Annotated in this window: 22 protein-coding genes; 17 read left to right on the top strand and 5 right to left on the bottom strand. The window is 60.0% G+C overall.

Translation table 11 applies throughout. From position 1 onward, the window contains the following. Positions 1-267: 267 nt before the first annotated feature. The 5 genes from QU667_RS09745 to QU667_RS09725 are packed head-to-tail and all read right to left on the bottom strand — an operon-like array spanning position 268 to position 3174. The gene (locus QU667_RS09745) at positions 268-1356 is read right to left on the bottom strand and encodes a mechanosensitive ion channel family protein (RefSeq protein ID WP_304986980.1); all 1089 of its coding nucleotides are present in this window, start codon (positions 1354-1356) and stop codon (positions 268-270) included. Positions 1357-1392: 36 nt separating this feature from the next. Next, positions 1393-1857 carry a hypothetical protein gene (locus QU667_RS09740; RefSeq protein WP_304986979.1) on the bottom strand — a complete coding sequence of 155 codons (465 nt, stop codon included), beginning with the start codon at positions 1855-1857 and terminating at the stop codon, positions 1393-1395. Then, positions 1854-2222: a response regulator gene (locus QU667_RS09735; protein ID WP_304986978.1), complete on the bottom strand. Its 369-nt coding sequence runs from the start codon at positions 2220-2222 to the stop codon at positions 1854-1856. The genes QU667_RS09740 and QU667_RS09735 overlap by 4 nt, the downstream gene beginning before the upstream one ends. Next, complete coding sequence (locus tag QU667_RS09730; protein ID WP_304986977.1) at positions 2203-2625, bottom strand: cytidine deaminase; 423 nt, start codon at positions 2623-2625, stop codon at positions 2203-2205. The genes QU667_RS09735 and QU667_RS09730 overlap by 20 nt, the downstream gene beginning before the upstream one ends. Positions 2626-2637: 12 nt before the next feature. Then, complete coding sequence (locus QU667_RS09725; RefSeq protein ID WP_304986976.1) at positions 2638-3174, bottom strand: GNAT family N-acetyltransferase; 537 nt, start codon at positions 3172-3174, stop codon at positions 2638-2640. A gap of 156 nt (positions 3175-3330) precedes the next feature. Between QU667_RS09725 and QU667_RS09720 the strand changes: the two genes are divergently transcribed. The 17 genes from QU667_RS09720 (at position 3331) to QU667_RS09640 (ending at position 18818) form a co-directional block, all read left to right on the top strand. Further along, entirely contained in the window at positions 3331-3801 is a 471-nt protein-coding gene (locus tag QU667_RS09720; protein ID WP_304986975.1) for a hypothetical protein, read from the top strand. A gap of 31 nt (positions 3802-3832) precedes the next feature. Beyond that, a complete protein-coding gene (locus tag QU667_RS09715; RefSeq protein ID WP_304986974.1) occupies positions 3833-4861 on the top strand; it encodes a rod shape-determining protein in 1029 nt (342 codons plus the stop codon). 77 nt (positions 4862-4938) lie between these two features. Next, complete coding sequence (locus tag QU667_RS09710) at positions 4939-5739, top strand: flagellar hook-basal body protein (RefSeq protein WP_304986973.1); 801 nt, start codon at positions 4939-4941, stop codon at positions 5737-5739. Between the two features lie 72 nt (positions 5740-5811). Beyond that, complete coding sequence (flgG, locus tag QU667_RS09705) at positions 5812-6606, top strand: flagellar basal-body rod protein FlgG (RefSeq protein WP_304986972.1); 795 nt, start codon at positions 5812-5814, stop codon at positions 6604-6606. Further along, positions 6603-7370 (top strand): flagellar basal body P-ring formation chaperone FlgA, encoded by a 768-nt coding sequence (gene flgA, locus QU667_RS09700; protein ID WP_304986971.1) that lies wholly within the window; start codon positions 6603-6605, stop codon positions 7368-7370. Before flgG ends, flgA begins: the two co-directional genes overlap by 4 nt. 23 nt (positions 7371-7393) lie before the next feature. Next, positions 7394-7993 carry a flagellar basal body L-ring protein FlgH gene (locus tag QU667_RS09695; RefSeq protein WP_304986970.1) on the top strand — a complete coding sequence of 200 codons (600 nt, stop codon included), beginning with the start codon at positions 7394-7396 and terminating at the stop codon, positions 7991-7993. A 15-nt stretch (positions 7994-8008) separates the two neighbouring features. Next, positions 8009-9124 (top strand): flagellar basal body P-ring protein FlgI, encoded by a 1116-nt coding sequence (locus tag QU667_RS09690; RefSeq protein WP_304986969.1) that lies wholly within the window; start codon positions 8009-8011, stop codon positions 9122-9124. A gap of 15 nt (positions 9125-9139) precedes the next feature. Then, positions 9140-9544 (top strand): rod-binding protein, encoded by a 405-nt coding sequence (locus QU667_RS09685; protein ID WP_304986968.1) that lies wholly within the window; start codon positions 9140-9142, stop codon positions 9542-9544. Positions 9545-9630: 86 nt separating this feature from the next. Then, positions 9631-11124 (top strand): phosphodiester glycosidase family protein, encoded by a 1494-nt coding sequence (locus QU667_RS09680; RefSeq protein WP_304986967.1) that lies wholly within the window; start codon positions 9631-9633, stop codon positions 11122-11124. 140 nt (positions 11125-11264) lie between these two features. After that, positions 11265-12230 carry a polyprenyl synthetase family protein gene (locus QU667_RS09675; protein ID WP_304988448.1) on the top strand — a complete coding sequence of 322 codons (966 nt, stop codon included), beginning with the start codon at positions 11265-11267 and terminating at the stop codon, positions 12228-12230. Positions 12231-12246: 16 nt separating this feature from the next. Continuing rightward, positions 12247-12618, top strand: a complete 372-nt coding sequence (gene tatA / locus QU667_RS09670) for a twin-arginine translocase TatA/TatE family subunit (RefSeq protein ID WP_304986966.1) — start codon at positions 12247-12249, stop codon at positions 12616-12618. Positions 12619-12689: 71 nt separating this feature from the next. Further along, positions 12690-12908 carry a Sec-independent protein translocase subunit TatA/TatB gene (locus QU667_RS09665; protein WP_304986965.1) on the top strand — a complete coding sequence of 73 codons (219 nt, stop codon included), beginning with the start codon at positions 12690-12692 and terminating at the stop codon, positions 12906-12908. A gap of 3 nt (positions 12909-12911) precedes the next feature. Beyond that, the gene (gene tatC / locus QU667_RS09660; protein WP_304986964.1) at positions 12912-13724 is read left to right on the top strand and encodes a twin-arginine translocase subunit TatC; all 813 of its coding nucleotides are present in this window, start codon (positions 12912-12914) and stop codon (positions 13722-13724) included. 212 nt (positions 13725-13936) lie between these two features. After that, positions 13937-15397 (top strand): menaquinone biosynthesis decarboxylase, encoded by a 1461-nt coding sequence (locus tag QU667_RS09655; protein WP_304986963.1) that lies wholly within the window; start codon positions 13937-13939, stop codon positions 15395-15397. An 8-nt stretch (positions 15398-15405) separates the two neighbouring features. Then, positions 15406-16254, top strand: a complete 849-nt coding sequence (locus QU667_RS09650; RefSeq protein WP_304988447.1) for a 4-hydroxybenzoate octaprenyltransferase — start codon at positions 15406-15408, stop codon at positions 16252-16254. Between the two features lie 27 nt (positions 16255-16281). Continuing rightward, positions 16282-17151 carry a bifunctional methylenetetrahydrofolate dehydrogenase/methenyltetrahydrofolate cyclohydrolase FolD gene (gene folD, locus QU667_RS09645; protein WP_304986962.1) on the top strand — a complete coding sequence of 290 codons (870 nt, stop codon included), beginning with the start codon at positions 16282-16284 and terminating at the stop codon, positions 17149-17151. 2 nt (positions 17152-17153) lie between these two features. Next, positions 17154-18818, top strand: a complete 1665-nt coding sequence (locus tag QU667_RS09640; RefSeq protein WP_304988446.1) for a formate--tetrahydrofolate ligase — start codon at positions 17154-17156, stop codon at positions 18816-18818. Positions 18819-18915 lie beyond the last annotated feature (97 nt).

Genomic DNA, 18915 nt, shown 5'->3' with positions numbered 1-18915 from the left:
GCCCGGGGCGCGTTCCTGTCTGCGGCGACACATCGCCGTTTCGTGAGAATTATACAACATCTAGTATGTGAACGTCAATAGGAAATCTATATATAGTTGTTTGTACACAGACTTATCCACAGGGATTTTTCGGAAATCAGGGTGTGTTTCGGCGAAAGTCCCGATGGGAAAAGGCATGGCGGGCACATCTCCGAACAAAAAGTTATCCACAGTTTCCCCAGGGAGAAACTGTGGATTTTGTGGATAAGTTGTGACGGATACAGGTGTTTACGAAGCAGCGTCCTGTGGATTGTTTTCCGCCGCATCCGCCTCCTCCTGAATGATGGTTCGGATGGGATAGGGGATGTCGATGCCCTCCGTGCGGTAGCGGTCGGTGAGTGCCTTGATGAACTCGTGCTTGATCATGCCTTGGTGGTCGAATATGCGCGACGGCAGGATCACATTGAAGTTGATGGAGGAGTCGCCGAAGTCCGTATAGAGGACGAGCGGATTTGCGTTCGGGTTGTCGTCCACACGCGCGAGGACTTCCTTTGCCGTCTCGATGGTGACGCGCTCGACGGCTGCGAGGTCGCTGTCATAGGCGACGCCGACGGGGATGCTGATGTTGATGTTCTGCGTGGGCAGGCTGAAATTCGTGATGTTCGCGCCCGCGATGGTCTTGTTTGGAATGACGATGGTGCTGCTTGCGCCGAGAGGGATGATCGTGGTAAAGCGCCATGTGATGTCCGTGACACGTCCCTCCTCGCCCGAGTTGAGGCGGATGTAGTCGCCGATGCGCAGCTGCTTGGAGAGGATGAGGTGTAGCCCCGAGAAGATGTTGGCGAGCGTCTCCTGCAGGGCAAGGGCGACCGCCATACCGCCGACACCGGCCGCCGTGAGGATCGGCGCGATGGAGATGCCGTAGTATTGGAGGATGACGAGCAGTCCCATGGCATAGATGACACCGATGAGGATGTTGTTGAGCAACGTCGTCTTCGGGAGGTTCTTGTCCGAACGCTCGAAGTACATGGTGACGACACCGTCGACCGTGCGCGCGAGGACGCGCGTGATGGAGAAAACGTTGCTGGTAAAGAGGAGATATGAAAGCAGCTTGGTAAGTGTCGGTGAGATCTCAACGGCATCAATCGCCCAGTACAGACCGATGATGAAGCTGAAGAAGATCGGAACGCCCTGCATGGAGCGGACGAGAACATACTTCCATGTGCTCTCCTCCACCGCAAGGTGGTGATCGATGTAGCGGCGGATGAGGCGGTCGGCGATGATGCCCGCCGTGAGGGCGGCAAGGACGATCAGTGCGGGGACGAGCAGCAGATCGACGAGGGTTTCGAAGTCGATGGTGTATGAGAATATGGTCAAGGGAATACTCCTTTCAAGAGACACGGGGGGATTTCGTCATGTGCTTCCGTGCGGTTCGGCGGCAAGAAATTCCGCGTGTGCCGCCATCAGGCGCAGCGTACCGATGGGACTGGCGATAAAGTGTGAAAACTCCATTGGTTCGGGTTCTGCGGCGCCGTGGCAGTGACGCGGCGGGGCAATGATGGAGACGGTGCAGCCGTGTGCGCTCATATGTGAGGAAAAATGTCCGTTGATGACATTGAACAGCTCCCCGACGGCATCCACGGCAAGCTCGTCCATGCCGTCGAGCGATACGCCGCTGTACCCGCTCGCGAGCGCATAGAAGGAATCGACGCAGGCACCGAGCGCGACGATGAGGGGCGTGCCGTCCACATCAAGGCGCTGCGATATGGTGACGTAGCCGACCTCTGCACTCTGCGTAGAGGCGGATGCCGTCACGCGGGCGTAGTCGGACAGCCCCGTGAGAAAAATGTCGGTGTAGCTTTTGTAAAAAGCGTTCATTGACCCTCCACGCATTGCCGCATCTTGGCAAGTGCTGCTGTGATCTCATGATCGGAATAGGGCTTTTGGATGAACATGAGCGCACCGCATTTCTCGGCACACGCCATGTTCTCCGCGCTGGCGGCGGTGGAGATCATGACGACGGGGATGTGTGGATGCGTCTCACGCAGACGGCGCAGCACCTCGCAGCCGTCGAGCTTCGGCAGGATGATGTCGAGAAAAACGGCATCGGGCGACTTGTCCGCGAGGCGGCGCAGTGCCTCCTCGCCGTCGCACGCCTCCACGACTGTATGCCCGCGGTCATAGAGCTCCGCCTTGAGCTTGATACGCACGAGGCGCGAGTCGTCAACAATCAGTATCTTCATGTATGAGCTCCTTTGTCGGCAGTGCCGCCGCGCCGAAGGCGTGCGGCAGGAGTTCGGCGGGCGTGAGGATGCGTGTTGCGCCCGCCGTGTTCGCGAGGATGATGCGTTTGAGTGGAAACTCCATCAGCATCTGGCGGCACATACCGCAGGGGGCGCAGGGGGCGGGGCTGTCCGCAATGACGGCAAGCGCCTCAAAGTCATGCTCGCCCGCCGTGACGGCGGCGGCAACCGCCGCACGCTCGGCACAGATACCGACGGGGTAGGAGGCGTTCTCGACGTTCACACCGCCATAGACACGCCCGCTCGCGGCGAGGAGTGCCGCGCCGACGGCAAAGCCGGAGTAGGGGGCGTAAGCGCGGCTGCGGAACTCTGCCGCTCGTCGGATGAGTTCGTTATCATTCATGTCATTTCCTCCCTATAATTCCAGTCCCGCACGCTTGCGTGCGCGGTATTCGCGGTCGAGGATGCCGAGGATGACGAGGTTCTCATAGACCCCCTTGTGCAGAATCGTCTCGCGGATGAGTGCCTCGCGTACCATGCCCTCGCTCTCGTAGAGATGCAGGGCGCGTGCGTTGTAGTCCTTGCAGTCGAGCCACGCGCGGTGTGCGCCGCACTCCTCGAACGCCCATGCCTTGAGGAGCTTCATCGCCTCGTGTCCGTAGCCGCGCCCCTTCTTGGCGATGACGACGTGCGTCCACTCCTGCTCCTTGGACGGCAGGAGCAGACCTGCGACGTGGAGATAGCCGACGCGCTCCCCGCTCGCGCACTCCTCCACGATGATGTCCGTCGATGCCTCTGCCTGCGTGATGATGATTTCGTGGTCGGCGCGTGAGAACGGCACAATGTAGTCCCTGTTGTCCTCCGCCTCCTGCAGAGCGCAGATGTAGTCGATGTCCGCCGGCTCCGCGCGGCGCAGCAAAAGACGCGATCCTTCCATTAAGATTTCAGCCATAATGTCCTCCCGTATACCGTTTGTTTTATTTTACATGGAATGGGCATGGAAATGCAAGAAGCGTCTGTGTACAAATAATTATAGATTGACGATATGGAACGAACAACATATAATAAGAGCGTTGAACTTGAAATGTGAACGAATGGGAGGAAGGGCATGGCGGCGCAGAAGAAACCGTCGGTGCGTGAGGTGCTTTGGCGAAAGAAGCGCGCGAGAGATCAGATGCTCGATGAGGTGGGCAAACTCTGCGACGAGGCGTGGGCGGTTTTTGAAAAGGTCGCCTCGGATCGTTCATCCGGCACGAACGATGCAGTCGCCGCGCGGGAGATCGGGCTGCGTCTGCGTTCCCTCGCCTATCTGATCGAGGGCGAACACTACATCGACCGCATTGCATTTGAGTTGCAGACGAAGGATGCCTATATGACCGCAAGCGAGGTCGCACGCGCCTATGTCGCGGAGATGATTCTGACCTATCTCGACGCCATTCTCCTCTATGGCAGACAGTGCAAATGGGACAATGATGTGCTGCGTGAGGAATATTGTGCATCGTTGGAGAAATCCTTGGAGGAGATCCGCGCCGCGCTGATTCCCGTGCCGCCGACGCAGGTGGAGGAATCGGAGCGCTGAGTAAAATGGAATGACAGGAGGCTTGCCGCAGATGTTCGGTATGTCAATGGATATAGGAATTGACCTTGGAACGGCGAATGTGCTCGTCTACGTCAAGGGCAAGGGGGTCGTCCTCAAAGAACCCTCGGTGGTTGCGGTGAACCGCGACACGAATCAGGTGCTTGCCATCGGCGAGGAGGCACGGCAGATGATCGGGCGCACGCCCGGCAACATCGTCGCCATTCGCCCGCTGCGTGACGGTGTGATCGCAGACTATGACATCACGGAGAGTATGCTGCGCTTCTTCATCGAAAAGGTGGTCGGGCGCAGCATTGTCTTCCGTCCGCGCATCATGATCTGCATCCCCTCGGGGGTGACGATGGTGGAGCAGCGTGCCGTGCAGGAGGCCGCCGAGCAGGCGGGGGCGCGGCACATCCAGCTCATCGAGGAGCCCCTTGCGGCGGCGATGGGCGCGGGTCTGGACATCGTGGAGGCACAGGGCTCGATGGTCGTCGACATCGGCGGCGGTACAACGGATGTCGCCGTCATCAGCCTCGGAGGCGTTGTGACGAGCGAGAGCATCCGCATCGCGGGCGATACGTTCGATGAGGATCTGATCGCCTATGTCAAGCGCGAGTTCAACCTGCTGATCGGCGAGCGCACGGCGGAGGAGATCAAGCTGCGCGTCGGCGCGGCACACACGGCGGCGCGGCGCGAGCAGATGGATGTGCGCGGACGGGATCTCCTCTCGGGACTGCCGAAGAACATCACAATCTCCACGGCGCAGGCATCCTCTGCGATTGAGGCCTCCGTGATGCGCATTGTCGATTGTGTAAAGAAGGTACTGGAGGAAACGCCGCCGGAACTCGCGGCGGACATCATGGATCGCGGCATTGTGCTGACGGGCGGCGGTGCGCTGCTCTACGGTATGTCGGAGCTGATTCAGCGTGAAACGGGGACGCCGACGGTTGTGGCGGACGAGCCCATGAGCTGTGTGGCACTCGGCTGCGGAAAGGCACTCGATATTTTCGACAAGTTCGACGGCAAGGCGACCAATACGAGTTTCGGACGAAAAAAATAACCGTCCATAGAGGAAAATCACCGCACATGGCGAAATAATATAGATACAGGATTTTTCGGGAAAACGAGGGACAGACTATGTGGAGAGGACTCTATATCGCAGCGTCGGGCATGATTACGGAGACGAAGCACACGGACATGATCGCGAACAATCTTGCCAACGCCGCAACGACGGGGTATAAGCGCGACGACATGGCGGTTCGTGAGTTCGAGCCGCTGCTGCTGCGCCGCATCAACGACCACGCTGCGGATACGGATGTGACGAGCTTCAAGGGATTCCGCATCGGTATGGGTGCGCCTGTCGTCGGTCAGCTCGGACTCGGCTCCGCTGTGGATGAGATCGCGACGGAGCATCTGCAGGGGGCGATGCAGGCGACGGGAAACACCTATGATCTGGCGATTTCGGGACCCGGCTACTTCGTTGTGAATACCATCGACGGGCCGCGCTACACGCGCGACGGCGGGTTCTACCGCTCCACGAATGGCACGCTGCTGAATATGCGCGGGCAGGAAGTGCTGTCCACGCGGGGGCGCTCGATTTCGATTCCGGCGCGTGCACAGCATGTGACGGTCGGGAGCGATGGGAGCATCTACGCGGACGGCGCTCAGATCGCACAGCTCGACTTCGTCCAGTTCGACGGCAAAAACGCCGTCGTCAAGCAGGGGGACAACCTCTACCGCCCGCAGGGCGGCGCACAGCCCAGACCTGCGACGGGGACGATCGAGCAGGGGATGCTGGAGATGTCGAACACAAGCGTTGTGACGGAGATGGTCGAGCTCATCAACAACCAACGCGTCTACGAGGCGGGGTCAAAGGCGGTGCAGACGCAGGACAGTCTGCTCGACAAGGCGGTCAACGACGTTGGGCGCACAAGTTAAGGAATCATATCATTGATCCGATATAAATAAAGGAAACAAACAGCAATCATTCCTTGGAGGGGGATAACGACTATGATGCGAGCACTTTGGTCTGCGGCATCCGGTATGAAGGCACAGCAGACGCATATGGATGTCGTCGCGCACAACATTGCCAACGTCAATACGCACGGCGGCAAGAAGGTGCGTGCGGAGTTCCAGGATCTCGTCTATCAGACGCTGCGCGAGGCGGGCGCACAGAACGGCGCGGACTCGCAGTACCCGACCGCACTCCAGATCGGACTTGGCACGCGCGTTGCAGCGACGCAGCGCGTCTTTACGCAGGGCCCCTTGCAGACGACGGACAACCCGACCGACATCGGCATCCAGGGCGAGGGCTTCTTCCGCGTCACGATGCCGGACGGAACAACGGCATACACGCGCGACGGTACGTGGAAACTCGATGCGGATCGCCGCATGGTGACGACAGACGGCTATCTGCTCGCCGACGGCATCACGATCGGACAGAATGCACCGTCGGACTCCATCACGATCTCCGGCGACGGGCGTGTCTCCTACCGTGAGGCGGGACAGACCCAGCAGCAGGAGGCGGGGCAGATCACGCTTGCCCGCTTTGTGAATCCGGCGGGACTCACCGCCATCGGGAAAAACCTCTTCGTTGTATCCGATGCTTCGGGCGAAGCGATCGAGTCGAATCCCGGGGTGGACGGCGCGGGCACGCTCGCACAGGGGACGCTTGAGATGAGCAATGTGCAGATCGTTGAGGAAATGGTCGAGATGATCGTTTCCCAGCGCGCCTATGAGTCCAATTCGAAGGCGATCACGACATCGGATTCGATGCTTGAGATCGCGAACTCGCTCAAGCGTTGATTTCTCTAAGAAGCATCCTCACAGCCATTCTATGTCTATGGAGTGGCTTATTCGCTTTTCTGTGGATGGGTGCTCCGCCTGCCGCCGCCTATGGCGCGACGATGGAGGATCCGTTTCCGACGGTGCTCTCCTCTGCGCAGCTCTCGTCGCTTGCGGAGCGGCAGATCGAGGAGAAACTGGGCAGGGACGGCGAGACGCGGCGGCACGAGCTGCGTCTGCAGCGCGCCGCTGCGACCATGCACCTCCCCGCAGGCGAAGTGACCGCCGTCGTCGAGTTCCCACGCGGGCTGCCGTACGGGCGTGAGTTTCCTGCGGCATTCACCATCTACATCGACGGCGTACTGAACCGGCGGGCGACCAGCTACTATCGTCTCACCGTCTATGACCATGTGCTCGTAGCGATGAAGGACATCCGTGCGGAGGAGCCGATCTCCGCCGCGAATGCGCGGGTGGAGGAGCGGGCGGTGGACACGCTGCCGGAGCTTACCCTCACGGATTTTACGCGGTTGGAGGGACGTGTGGCGGGGCGCTGGATCCGTATGGATACGGCAATCACCCCCGCAATGCTTGCCATGCCGCTTGTCCTGCGTCCGGGGAATCCCGTGGAGCTCGTTTACGATGCGGACGGCATCGCCATTCGCGCCGAGGGAATTGCCCTCGAACCGGGGCGCATCGGCTATACGATCCGCGTGCGCAATGCGCGTTCCGGCAAGATCCTGCGCGGCAAGGTCGTCGATGCTGCGACGGTGCAGATCATCGGATGAAAATTTTCCATAAGGAGTTCAACATGAGTAAACAAAAATGGCTGGCAGGGGCTCTGGCCGCCGCACTCTGTACGGCAAGCCTCGCTCCCGTCGTTTCGGCAGAATCCCTGTGGAACAATCCGAACGGGCAGCCGGCGAAAAATCTGTTTGCCGATCACCGTGCGACGGGCATCGGGGATATTGTCACCATTGTCATCAGCGAGTCGACGACGACCTCTGCGACGCGCAGCAGCTCGAATGAAAAGAGCGGCTCGGTCAAACTGGGTGCCGGCATTGGCATCTTTGACTTTTTGCAGGCGGCGTCAGCGGGCAGTTCGGACAAGTTCAGTGCGAAGGGTTCCGCCGCCTCCTCGAACCGCGTTGCGGGCAACGTCACGGTCACGGTGGTGGATATAACGCCGGGCGGCAATTTCATCCTGGAGGGTACACAGTCCATCTGGCAGAACAAAAACGAGCACAAGATTGTGTTCCGAGGCACCTGCCGTCCCGAGGACATTTCGAGTTCGAATACGATTCTCTCGACGCGCGTCGCGGATGCAACCGTACGATTTGACGGGAAAGGCCCGCTCAACGCAAAGCAGCGGCAGGGCATTCTCACGCAGATCTTTAACATTCTGTTCTGACAGGAGGCGCATTTTATGAAGAAATATGGCATCCTTCTGCTTCTCCTTGCGCTCCTTTTCGGCACGCTGCCTGAAACTGCGTCGGCGGATTCCGCCGTGACGCGGATCAAGGACATCAGCAAGGTGCAGGGCGTGCGCTCCAACCAGCTCATGGGCTATGGTCTGGTCGTCGGTCTGGACGGCACGGGCGACGGGTCAAGCTCGGGCGAGACGGTGCAGTCCATCGCCAATATGCTGACGAGTTACGGCATCAATGTGAATACCGGATCACTGAAACTCAAAAACGTTGCGGCGGTCATGGTGACGGCGACACTCCCTCCGTTTGTGCGTGAGGGGGACACCTTGGACGTGACCGTCTCCTCGATCGGCGATGCGAAGAGCCTGCGTGGCGGGACACTGCTCCAGACGCCGCTGCGTGCGGGCAACGGCGAGGTCTACGTCGTCGCACAGGGCGGCGTTTCCACGGGCGGGTTCTCGACCTCCGGCGGCGGTACGAGCGTATCGAAGGCGTTCCCGACGGTCGGCATCGCCGTGAATGCGGGCATTGTCGAGCGTACGGTGGAGGACGACGGCATCGGTGCGAACGGGCAGATTTCGCTCTCGCTCATGCGTCCGGACTTTACGACGGCGACGCGTGTCGCAGGGGCGATCAACGCACAGTACGGGAGCATCGCACAGGCGAGCAATCCCGGGCGTGTGGACGTTGTCGTTCCGTCCTATTTCCGTGAGAACGTGGTCGGCTTTGTTTCGTCCATCGAGGAACTGCCCGTCCGTCCCGACAATATGGCGCGTGTCATTGTGAACGAGCGTACGGGGACGATCATCATGGGCGCGGATGTCTCCGTGGATGCGATTTCGATTACGCAGGGCGGTCTGACGATCCGCATTCAGGGGGCGAAGGACGTTTCCCAGCCGGGGCCGTTCAGCTACGGCAATACCGTGGTGACGGACAGCTCCGATGTCGATGTGACGGATCACAAGGGCAGCACGATCATCCTGCCTGCGACGACGAACATCGGCGATATTGTAGGTGCGCTCAATACTGTGGGTGCGAATCCGCGTGAGACGATCTCGATCCTGCAGGCGATGAAGGCGGCGGGGGCGCTGCACGCCGAGCTTGATATTGTGTAAAACGGGGGGAACAGCATGACGATTCAGCCGATCCATGATGCGGCTCTTTTGAGCGGCACGGCGCAGACCTCCTACAATGCCGCACGCGTGAGTGCCGAGGAGAAGTCCTTTCAGGCGACGCTCGACGAGCTGCAGCGAAAGGCGACGGAGGATGCGCCCCTGCATAAGACGACGCCGGAGGATCTTGAGGCGAAGAAGCTGCGCGAGGCGTGCGAGGGCTTCGAGGCGATGTTTCTCAGCATGATGTACAAGCAGATGCGTGCGACCGTGCCGGAGAACGATCTTTTTGGCAAAAAATCCAACGCCATCGAAATCTTCGAGGATATGCGCGATACCGAGCTGATGAATGCGGCGGCAAAGAGCGGCGGCATCGGCATCGCAGATATGATGTATCAGCAGCTCACCATCAAGACAAGGTGAGATACATGTGTGCAATCAAGGGGAAGCTGCCCGCGCAGCATCCCCTTTTCTATTGCACGGATGATTGACTTAGTTTGGAGTATTTCATGCGTTTATTGAAAAAAATTGCGGTACTCGCGGCAGCATTGATGTTTGCGGCATCCTCCTGCGTTTGGGCGGCGGAGCTGAACGCTCTGCGCTCGTCGAGTACAGCGGCACGCGACCGCATTGTCTTTGACTTTTCGGAGATGCCGCTCTACCATATCAGTCTCTCCGAGGATGGGCGCGAGCTGACCTTTGACTTTGTGGATACGAACGCCGCCGCCTTCCGACGTTCCGCCGTGCGGACGGCACGCATCGACTCCGTTTCCTATGCTGCGCGGCGCGGGCATTTCTACGTGACGGTCACGATGGCAAAGGGGATGGACTATGCGCTCGGCAATCTGATGAACCCCGCGCGCGTCTATCTCGATGTCGCACCCAAGGGAGCGGCAAAGCCGCAGCCAAGGGACACGGGGGCATTGCCGCCGTCATCTCCTGCAAAACCGGCGGTCGCGCCGGCGGGAGGCGCACAGCCGGAACAGCCGAAACTCCCGATTCTGAAAGAGGAAACGATCGCCACAGGGCTGATGCTGCGCACCTATATCTACGAGGACGAGGATGGGCAGGTGACCTCGTATTTTGTCGAGGCGGATCCGACGAAGTACAGCGTCCGTCCGGCACTTGCCCGTGGCATCATCCCCGGGCGGCAGACCGTGAGCGGCATTGCACACGACACCAATGCGGCGGCGGCGATCAATGCGTCCTATTTTGCGCTGAACGGGGAGATCCTCGGTGTGACGAAGATCAACGGTACGATTGTCGGCACGACCTACTATGACCGCAGCGCATTCGGTGTGATGCCGGACGGATCCTTTGTCTTTGGTACGGTTTCCTACAGCGGAACTGTGAAGATCGACCAAGTGACGCTCCCCGTCTCGGGGGTCAACGCCGAGCGCGGCGAAAACGGACTCGTCATCTACAACCGCGCCTACGGGCATTCGACGGGGACGAATCCGTACGGGTTGGAGTATGTGATTCGTGCGGGACGGGTTGCCGAGATCAACACGAACGATTCGGCGATTCCCGCAGATGGCTATGTCGTTTCCGTGCATGGAACCTCGATGGATGCGTTTGCGGCGGCAGGAACGCGCATCGGCGATCCCGCAGTCCTTACGGAGTATACAGGCGGTATGTGGGATATGGCGGAGCAGATTGTCGGCGCAGGTCCACGCCTTGTCGAGAACGGCGCCGTTCACGTGACGGCGGGCGAAGAGCAGTTCCCCGGCGACATCCGCTATGGGCGTGCGCCGCGCAGTGCCGTCGGCGTGACAAAGAAAGGCAGGGTTGTCTTTGCCGTCGTCGACGGACGGCAGGAGGACAGCCACGGGCTGACACTGACCGAGTTTGCCGCCCTGCTCGTAAAATTCGGCGTGCAGAACGCCATCAACCTCGACGGCGGCGGATCGTCCGCGCTCTATGTGGACGGCGATGTGGTAAATTCTCCCTCCGACGGGCAGGAACGTGCCGTCGGCAGTGCGCTGATTTTGCAGAAACGATAACTGTTCCCGCAAATGAGAGAGCGATGAAATAATTTTGACGGTATGGGCGCAATATGATAGAATGTGTGGAGGTTTACACATGGCTAGGAAGGTAGGCGCATCCCGCGCCTGATGTAGGTGATACAACGTTGAAAAGCGACATGTTCGATGTCATACGGCAAGATCTTGAGATCTTCGAGGAGGAACTCGCACAGGCGGTTGTCTCTGAGACGGCACTCATTACGGATGTCGGGAAGCATCTCATCTCCTCGGGCGGAAAGCGTCTGCGTCCCGCGCTTTTCCTCCTCACGGCACGCGGCGGGGCTTCGTTTGCGTATGCGCGTGCACTTCCGATTGCGATTGCGCTCGAACTCATTCACACGGCATCCCTCGTGCATGACGATGTGATCGACGAGGCGGATACGCGGCGCGGTGCTGTGACGACAAACGCGAAATGGGGCAATCAGGTCGCCATCCTGAGCGGCGACTATCTCTTTGCACGCGCGTTCAAACTTGTTGCCGAGGCGGGCTATGATTCGTCGGTCTATGTGAAGCTCGCGCACCTCGTCTGCACTCTGAGCGAGGGGGAGATCCTTCAGGATCACACGGCGTATCAGGTGCCCGCAAGCGAGGAGACGTACTATGAGCGCATCCGAAAAAAGACGGCGGATTTTCTTGAAATCTGCTGCGAACTCGGCGGCGCGATCGGCGGCATGAGTGCGGCGGATACGGAGCACATGGCGCTCTACGGTCATGCGATTGGCATGGCGTTCCAGATCACCGACGACCTGCTCGACTATCGGCAGACATCGGAGGACATCGGAAAGCCGGCGGGGCATGATCTTGCACAGGGCTTTGTGACCCTGCCCGTCATCCGTGCGCTCGAAATGCTCGATGCGGCGGGACGTGCGGAGCTTACGGCACTCATCACGAACCCGAAGATGACTGCACAGGAAGTTGCGCGTGCACTCGAAATTGTCCGTACGACGGACGGGCTCGACTATGCGCAGGAGAAGGCGGATGCGTATCTGGAACGCGCGAAGAATGCGCTGCCCGAGACGCTCGACACGGAGGTTCGCGAGGCATTCCTGATGGCGGCGGACTTTATCGGACGCAGAGAGTTTTGAAACATAAGGAGATACTATGTTTGGCATTGGCGTACCCGAACTGATTTTGATTTTGGTGGTGGGGCTGATCGTCTTTGGCCCCGGCAAGCTCCCCGAGATGGGGCGTTCGCTCGGCAAGGGCATCCGTGAGTTCCGCAAGGCATCGAACGCGCTGACCGCAGCGATCAACGCCCCCGAGCCGCCGCCCGCACCGCCTGCAGCTGCACCTGCGGCGCAGCCCGCAGCACAGCCGCTACAGGCGACATCGGCGACACCGGCGACGGCAGAAACACCCGCCGCGGCACCGGTGCCCACGGCGACCCCGACCGCAGCGACTGCTGCGGCGGCAGTCGAGGCGCACAAGGCGGAGCAGAAAGCGGCTGCCGCAGAAGTCAAGACACAATCGTAACGTGTTCGCGTGGGGCTTTACACAAGCGAGCAATGATACCCCATAAATTCGATTTGTTTTAGGAGGTTCTTATGTTTGGTCTGGGAGTTCCCGAACTCGTCCTCATCCTCATCATCGGGCTTGTCGTCTTTGGTCCCGGCCGTCTGCCGGACATCGGCAAGGCGCTCGGCAAGAGCATCAAGGAGTTCAAGTCGGCAAACAACGAGAAGGACGATGCCCGCGCGGAGATCAACGTCACCGAGGAGGCAAAGCGTCTGCCGGAGAGTGAGAAAAAAGAGGCAAAGAGCTGACCCATGGCGGAGGATTCGAAAGAAGTCGGTGCAGTGAGCGGGGAGCAGCCTGTCCCTGCACCCGTTGACGCTTCGCCTGCACCGCGGTTGGAGACAGCGTCTGCGGCGGATGTGACGGACGACGACGGCAGCATGTCGCTCATCGCACACCTCACGGAGCTGCGTTCGCGCCTCATCAAGTGCCTGCTTGCGGTCGCCGTCGGCTCCGGTGTCGGCTATTACTTCATCGACGAGATCATGCACTATCTGACCGTTCCGGTCGGAAAGCTCTACTATATGCAGCCCGCAGAGGCGTTCTTTACCTACATCAAGATTGCCGTTGTCGTGGGCTTTCTTCTCGCGCTGCCCGTCATCTTCTATCATGTGTGGCGGTTTTTCCTGCCCGCCCTGACGCGTGCGGAGCGGCTTGTTCTCGGGATTGTCGTGCCTGTTTCGGTGATTCTCTTTTTCCTCGGGCTCGCATTCTCGTTCTTCCTCGTATTCCCTGCGGCAATCATGTTCTTCAAGGGATTCGGCAACGAGGAACTTGAGGCGCTCTTTTCCGTGAACCGCTATTTCGAGTTCGTCATTATGTTCGTGCTGCCGTTCGGCTTCGTCTTTGAACTGCCGCTCGTCATCACGATCCTCGGCAAGTTGGGCTTCATTTCCTCTGCATTCCTGCGGAAATACGCCCGCATCGTCATCTTCCTCTCGTTCATCATTGCCGCCGTGATCTCGCCGACACCCGACGTGTTCACGCAGTCGATGATCGCCCTGCCGATGATCGCGCTCTACGGGGTCGGCTATCTGATTGTACGGTTTATACTGAGAAAGTAATTTTGCTTCATAATACCCCGCGCGAACGCTTAGTTACGCAAGCGGTCGCGCGCTTATTCGCCTAAATACCTGCGGACTTCTTAAACGCGCTTCGCTTGAACGAAAGAAATCCGCAGGGGGCGAAACGCCCGCTTTCCCCGCTTGCTCCACTAGGGTTCGCTTTGGGGTATTACCGCAGCATTGCGTACTCGTTTCAACTAGGAGGGAACATCTTGGCATATAAGGATCTGCGCGAATACATCGCCGCGCTTGAGGAGCGCGGACTGCTCCGACGCATTACGGCGGAGGTCGATCCGGAGCTTGAGATCACCGAGATCACGGATCGCATCTCAAAGCGCGAGGGCGAAAAAAATGTTGCACTGCTCTTTGAGAACGTCAAAGGCTCGAAGATGCCCGTGCTCATGAACGCGTTCGGCAGCTACGAGCGCATGGCACTCGCATTCGGCGTGGAAAAACTCGACGATGTGGCGGACGAGCTCACGGAGATCCTAAAGATTCCACACATCTCGCTCCAGAACAAGATGAACCTCATGACGCTGATCCCGATGGCGCGCAAGGCGATCAACTTCCCGAAATACGTGAAGAATGCGCCCTGCCAGGAGGTCGTCGAAACGGAGCATCCGAACCTCGACGAGATCCCCATTCTGAAATGCTGGCCGGACGACGGCGGCCCGTTCGTGACCCTGCCGCTCGTCTTTACGAAGAACCCCGCGACGGGCAAGCGCAACGTCGGTATGTACCGTCTGCAAAAGTACGACAGCCGCACGACGGGAATGCACTGGCACATCCACAAGAACGGCGCAGAGAACTTCCGCGACATGAAGGCGCGCGGCGGTGCGCGCATCGAGGCGGCGGTCGCCATCGGCACCGACCCCGTCGTGACCTATGCCGCGACGGCACCGCTGCCGCGCGACATCGACGAGATGGTCTTTGCGGGCTTCCTGCGGCATAAATCCGTCGAACTGGTGAAGTGTATCACCGTTGACCTCGAAGTACCCGCAACGGCAGAGATCATCCTTGAGGGCTACGTCGATACGAACGAGATGCGCCGCGAGGGACCGTTTGGCGACCATACGGGCTACTACTCCCTCGCGGACGACTATCCCGTCTTTCACATCACGGCGATCACGCACCGGAGAGATGCCATCTACGCCGCAACGGTGGTCGGCAAGCCGCCGATGGAGGACTGCTTTCTCGCCAAGGCGACGGAGCGCATCTTCCTGCCGCTCCTCAAGCAGATGCTGCCCGAGGTCGTCGATGTCAATATGCCGCTTGAGGGCGTATTCCACGACTGCGTTGTCGTCTCCATCAAGAAGCAGTTCCCGATGCACGCGCGCAAGGTCATGCACGCGCTCTGGGGCATGGGACAGATGATGAACGTCAAGATGATCATCGTCGTGGACGCGCACGTCAACGTGCAGGACATGAAGGAAGTCTGGTGGCGCGTCTTTAACAACATCGACGCGAAGTACGATCTTGAGATCGTGCAGGGGCCTCTGGACGTGCTCGACCACTCCTCGCCGATGGCAAAGTGGGGCTCGAAGCTCGGCATCGACGCGACAAAGACGTGGCCGGAGGAAGGGCACGCACGCGAGTGGCCCGATGAGATCGAAATGTCGGAGGACATTGTGAAGCGGGTCGATGAACGCTGGAAGGAGTTCGGTCTGGATTGAGCTGGTGGATGGAGCGTCTGCGGGCGCACATGAACAATACCGCCTTTCATCATACGGTGTTCTCCCTGCCGTTCGCGCTCATGGGAGCACTGCTTGCGGCAGGGGGCAATCCGCCCCTCGGCGATCTCGGCTGGATCGTGCTCGCCATCACGGCGGCGCGTTCGGCGGCACTCGCCCTCGACAATCTCGCTGATCTGAAGTATGACAAACAGCAGCCCCGCCTCGCCTATCGTGCGATGGTGCAGGGGCGCGTGACAAAGAAGGAGGCGCTCGTCTTTATAGGCGTGTGCCTCCTTGTGCTTGTATTTGCCGTCTTGCAGCTGAATCCCGTCTGCATCCGCCTTCTGCCGTTTGCCGCCGTACCATTTCTCATCTACCCGTATATGAAACGTGTGACGGGGTGGGTTCATCTCTTCCTCGGCGTTGCCATCGGCATGGCGCCGGCGGGCGGCTGGGTGGCGGTCAGTGGGAAGATCGAGCTGCCGATGCTCGTCCTCTTTATCGCTGTCGCGCTCTGGATCGCCGCGTTCGATGCGATGTACGGGGCGCAGGATGAGGCGTTTGACCGCAGTCATGGGCTCCACTCCCTCGCGGTCACGTTCGGTGCAGAGGGGGCGTTTCGGATCGCGCGTGCCATGCACGTTCTCTCCATCATCCTCTTTGTTGCGCTCGGTGCGATGATGCATCTTGCATTTCCCTACTACATCGGTGTCGCCATCGCGGCGGGAACGCTCGTCTATCAGCACCGCATTGCGGGTCCGACGGACTTCTCGCGCGTGACACAGATGTACTTTATGCGGAACGGGATTGTGTCGATTGCAATTTTTATCTTTACGTGGATCAGTTATTTGGTGTAGGAAATCACGGATCAAAGGAGAGCAGCTATGGCACGCATACTGTATGGCAAGGAATTTGCCGCAAAGATCAAAGAGGAGGCGGGGCGTGCGGCGGCGGAGCTGAAAATCAAAGGCATTCAGCCGCGCCTCGCCGTTATCATCGTGGGCAGCGACCCCGCGTCCGAGGTCTACGTCCGCAACAAGCGGAAGGCGTGTGAGGAGCTGGGCATCCTCTCGGATCACATCGCCCTGCCCGCAGAAACGACGCGTGCGGAGCTGCTTGCCTGCATCGACGCGCTGAACGCGGATCGGGATGTGCACGGTATCCTCGTCCAGCTGCCCCTGCCCGCGCAGATTGCGGCACATGAGGAGGAAGTTCTGAGCCGCATCGACCCACGCAAGGATGTGGACGGATTTCATCCCGTGAACGTCGGTCACCTTACCATCGGCGTACCCGGGCTGCGCCCCTGCACCCCTGCGGGCTGCATCCGTATGCTTGACTATGCGGGCATCCCCATCGAGGGCGCACACGCGGTTATCATCGGGCGCAGCAACATCGTGGGCAAGCCTATGGCACATCTCCTTTTGGAGCGCAATGCGACCGTGACCGTCTGTCACTCGCGGACGAAGAACCTTGCACAGGTGACACGTGAGGCGGATATCCTCGTCGCGGCGGTCGGACGGCCGCATTTTGTCACGGCGGATATGGTGAAGGCGGGCGCGACGGTGATTGATGTCGGCATCAATCGCGTTGCACCGAAGAAGCTCGTCGGCGACGTGGACTTTGATGCCGTGGCGGAGGTGGCGGGAGCGATTACGCCCGTCCCGGGCGGCGTGGGTCTTTTGACCGTCGCCATGCTGATGGAGAACGTCGTGCAGGCGGCAAGGATGCAGATGGAAGCGGGGGGAGAGCGATGACAATGAAATCGGATGTCGAGATCGCACGCGCGGCACAGCTGCGCCCCATCGCAGAGATCGCGGGGACGCTTGGAATCGCTGAGGAACACATCGAGCCGTACGGCAGGTACAAGGCAAAGCTGACCCCCGCCGCACTTGCGGGGGCAAACGGGGCAAACGGCAAGCTCATCCTCGTCACGGCGATCAACCCGACTCCTGCGGGCGAGGGCAAGACCACGACGAGCGTCGGACTTGCCGACGCTCTGCACAGGCAGGGCAAAAAGACCGTCGTCGCCCTGCGCGAGCCGTCCCTCGGTCCGTGCTTCGGCATGAAGGGCGGCGCGGCGGGCGGCGGCTATGCGCAGGTCGTGCCGATGGAGGACATCAACCTCCACTTCACAGGGGACTTCCACGCCATCACCACGGCGCACAACCTCCTTGCGGCGCTGATCGACAACCACATCTTTCAGGGAAATGCGCTCGACCTCGATGTGAACCGTATCGTGTGGAAGCGTGTCCTCGACATCAACGACCGCGCCCTGCGCCATGTCGTCACGGGGCTGGGGGGGCGCGTGCACGGCATTCCGCGCGAGTCGGGCTTTGACATTACGGTCGCCTCGGAGATGATGGCGATCCTCTGCCTTTCGGATGGCCTTACGGACATGAAGCGCCGTCTCGGGCGCATCCTCATCGGATGGACGCGCGGCGGCCGTCCCGTCCATGCGGACGAACTCGGCGCAACGGGTGCGCTCACACTCCTCTTCAAGGATGCCATCAAGCCGAACCTCGTGCAGACCATCGGCGGCACGCCCGCCTTCATCCACGGCGGGCCATTCGCGAACATCGCGCACGGATGCAGCAGCGTTATGGCGACAAAATACGCTCTCAAATGTGTCGACTACGTCGTGACGGAGGCGGGCTTCGGCGCAGATCTCGGCGCCGAGAAATTCTTTGACATCAAGTGCCGCCTTGCGGGGCTCTCGCCCAATGCCGTCGTCATTGTCGCCACCGTGCGTGCGCTCAAGATGAACGGCGGCGTGCCGAAGGACGCGCTCGGTACGGAAAATCTCGACGCGCTCCGGCGCGGCGCGGCGAATCTCGAAAAGCACATTGAGAACGTCGGCAAGTACGGTGTGCCCGCCGTCGTCGCCGTCAACGTATTCCCGACGGACACCGAGGCGGAGCTGGCACTCCTCACCGAACTCTGTGCGCGTCTCGGTGTGACCGCCGTGCGCTCCGAGGTCTGGGCGAAGGGCGGAGAGGGCGGACTTGCACTTGCGGATGCCGTCATGGATGCTCTCGGAAAGCCCGCCGACTTCCACCCGATCTATGATGCGAAGAAGTCCATTGCGGAGAAGATCGAAACGATTGCAAAGGAAATCTACGGCGCGGACGGCGTGGACTTTACGGATGCGGCGCAGAAGCAGATGGCGGAGATGGAGACGCTCGGCATGACGGAAACACCCGTCTGCATGGCAAAGACCCAGTATTCGCTCTCGGACAACCCTGCGCTCCTCGGCCGTCCCGCAGGTTTCCGCATCACCGTGCGCGAACTGCGTGCCTCCTGCGGTGCGGGCTTCGTCGTCGCCCTCACGGGGAATGTCCTCACCATGCCGGGGCTGCCGAAAGTTCCCGCTGCAATGGGCATGGACATCACCGAGGACGGCGTGATTACGGGGCTGTTTTGAGAGATGCGGGACGATGGTAGAGGAATATCATGAGCTGTGTCCACATGGAGCTCTTTACGAGTTGTTTTCGTGTGGAGGCAGCTCTTTCTTGTGCGAA

Origin of the sequence: Selenomonas dianae, from assembly GCF_030644225.1 — a bacterium.
GTDB classification, from domain to species: domain Bacteria; phylum Bacillota; class Negativicutes; order Selenomonadales; family Selenomonadaceae; genus Centipeda; species Centipeda dianae.
This window is presented reverse-complemented; position numbering and strand designations above follow the sequence as displayed.

What these genes read in the sequence shown, in the direction of transcription:
- QU667_RS09740 (WP_304986979.1), bottom strand. Translation starts at nt 1,857, where the DNA reads ATGAACGCTTTTTACAAAAGCTACACCGACATTTTTCTCACGGGGCTG.
- QU667_RS09735 (WP_304986978.1), bottom strand. Translation starts at nt 2,222, where the DNA reads ATGAAGATACTGATTGTTGACGACTCGCGCCTCGTGCGTATCAAGCTC.
- QU667_RS09730 (WP_304986977.1), bottom strand. Translation starts at nt 2,625, where the DNA reads ATGAATGATAACGAACTCATCCGACGAGCGGCAGAGTTCCGCAGCCGC.
- QU667_RS09725 (WP_304986976.1), bottom strand. Translation starts at nt 3,174, where the DNA reads ATGGCTGAAATCTTAATGGAAGGATCGCGTCTTTTGCTGCGCCGCGCG.
- QU667_RS09720 (WP_304986975.1), top strand. Translation starts at nt 3,331, where the DNA reads ATGGCGGCGCAGAAGAAACCGTCGGTGCGTGAGGTGCTTTGGCGAAAG.
- QU667_RS09715 (WP_304986974.1), top strand. Translation starts at nt 3,833, where the DNA reads ATGTTCGGTATGTCAATGGATATAGGAATTGACCTTGGAACGGCGAAT.
- QU667_RS09710 (WP_304986973.1), top strand. Translation starts at nt 4,939, where the DNA reads ATGTGGAGAGGACTCTATATCGCAGCGTCGGGCATGATTACGGAGACG.
- flgG (WP_304986972.1), top strand. Translation starts at nt 5,812, where the DNA reads ATGATGCGAGCACTTTGGTCTGCGGCATCCGGTATGAAGGCACAGCAG.
- QU667_RS09695 (WP_304986970.1), top strand. Translation starts at nt 7,394, where the DNA reads ATGAGTAAACAAAAATGGCTGGCAGGGGCTCTGGCCGCCGCACTCTGT.
- QU667_RS09690 (WP_304986969.1), top strand. Translation starts at nt 8,009, where the DNA reads ATGAAGAAATATGGCATCCTTCTGCTTCTCCTTGCGCTCCTTTTCGGC.
- QU667_RS09685 (WP_304986968.1), top strand. Translation starts at nt 9,140, where the DNA reads ATGACGATTCAGCCGATCCATGATGCGGCTCTTTTGAGCGGCACGGCG.
- QU667_RS09680 (WP_304986967.1), top strand. Translation starts at nt 9,631, where the DNA reads ATGCGTTTATTGAAAAAAATTGCGGTACTCGCGGCAGCATTGATGTTT.
- QU667_RS09675 (WP_304988448.1), top strand. Translation starts at nt 11,265, where the DNA reads ATGTTCGATGTCATACGGCAAGATCTTGAGATCTTCGAGGAGGAACTC.
- tatA (WP_304986966.1), top strand. Translation starts at nt 12,247, where the DNA reads ATGTTTGGCATTGGCGTACCCGAACTGATTTTGATTTTGGTGGTGGGG.
- QU667_RS09665 (WP_304986965.1), top strand. Translation starts at nt 12,690, where the DNA reads ATGTTTGGTCTGGGAGTTCCCGAACTCGTCCTCATCCTCATCATCGGG.
- tatC (WP_304986964.1), top strand. Translation starts at nt 12,912, where the DNA reads ATGGCGGAGGATTCGAAAGAAGTCGGTGCAGTGAGCGGGGAGCAGCCT.
- QU667_RS09650 (WP_304988447.1), top strand. Translation starts at nt 15,406, where the DNA reads ATGGAGCGTCTGCGGGCGCACATGAACAATACCGCCTTTCATCATACG.
- folD (WP_304986962.1), top strand. Translation starts at nt 16,282, where the DNA reads ATGGCACGCATACTGTATGGCAAGGAATTTGCCGCAAAGATCAAAGAG.
- QU667_RS09640 (WP_304988446.1), top strand. Translation starts at nt 17,154, where the DNA reads ATGAAATCGGATGTCGAGATCGCACGCGCGGCACAGCTGCGCCCCATC.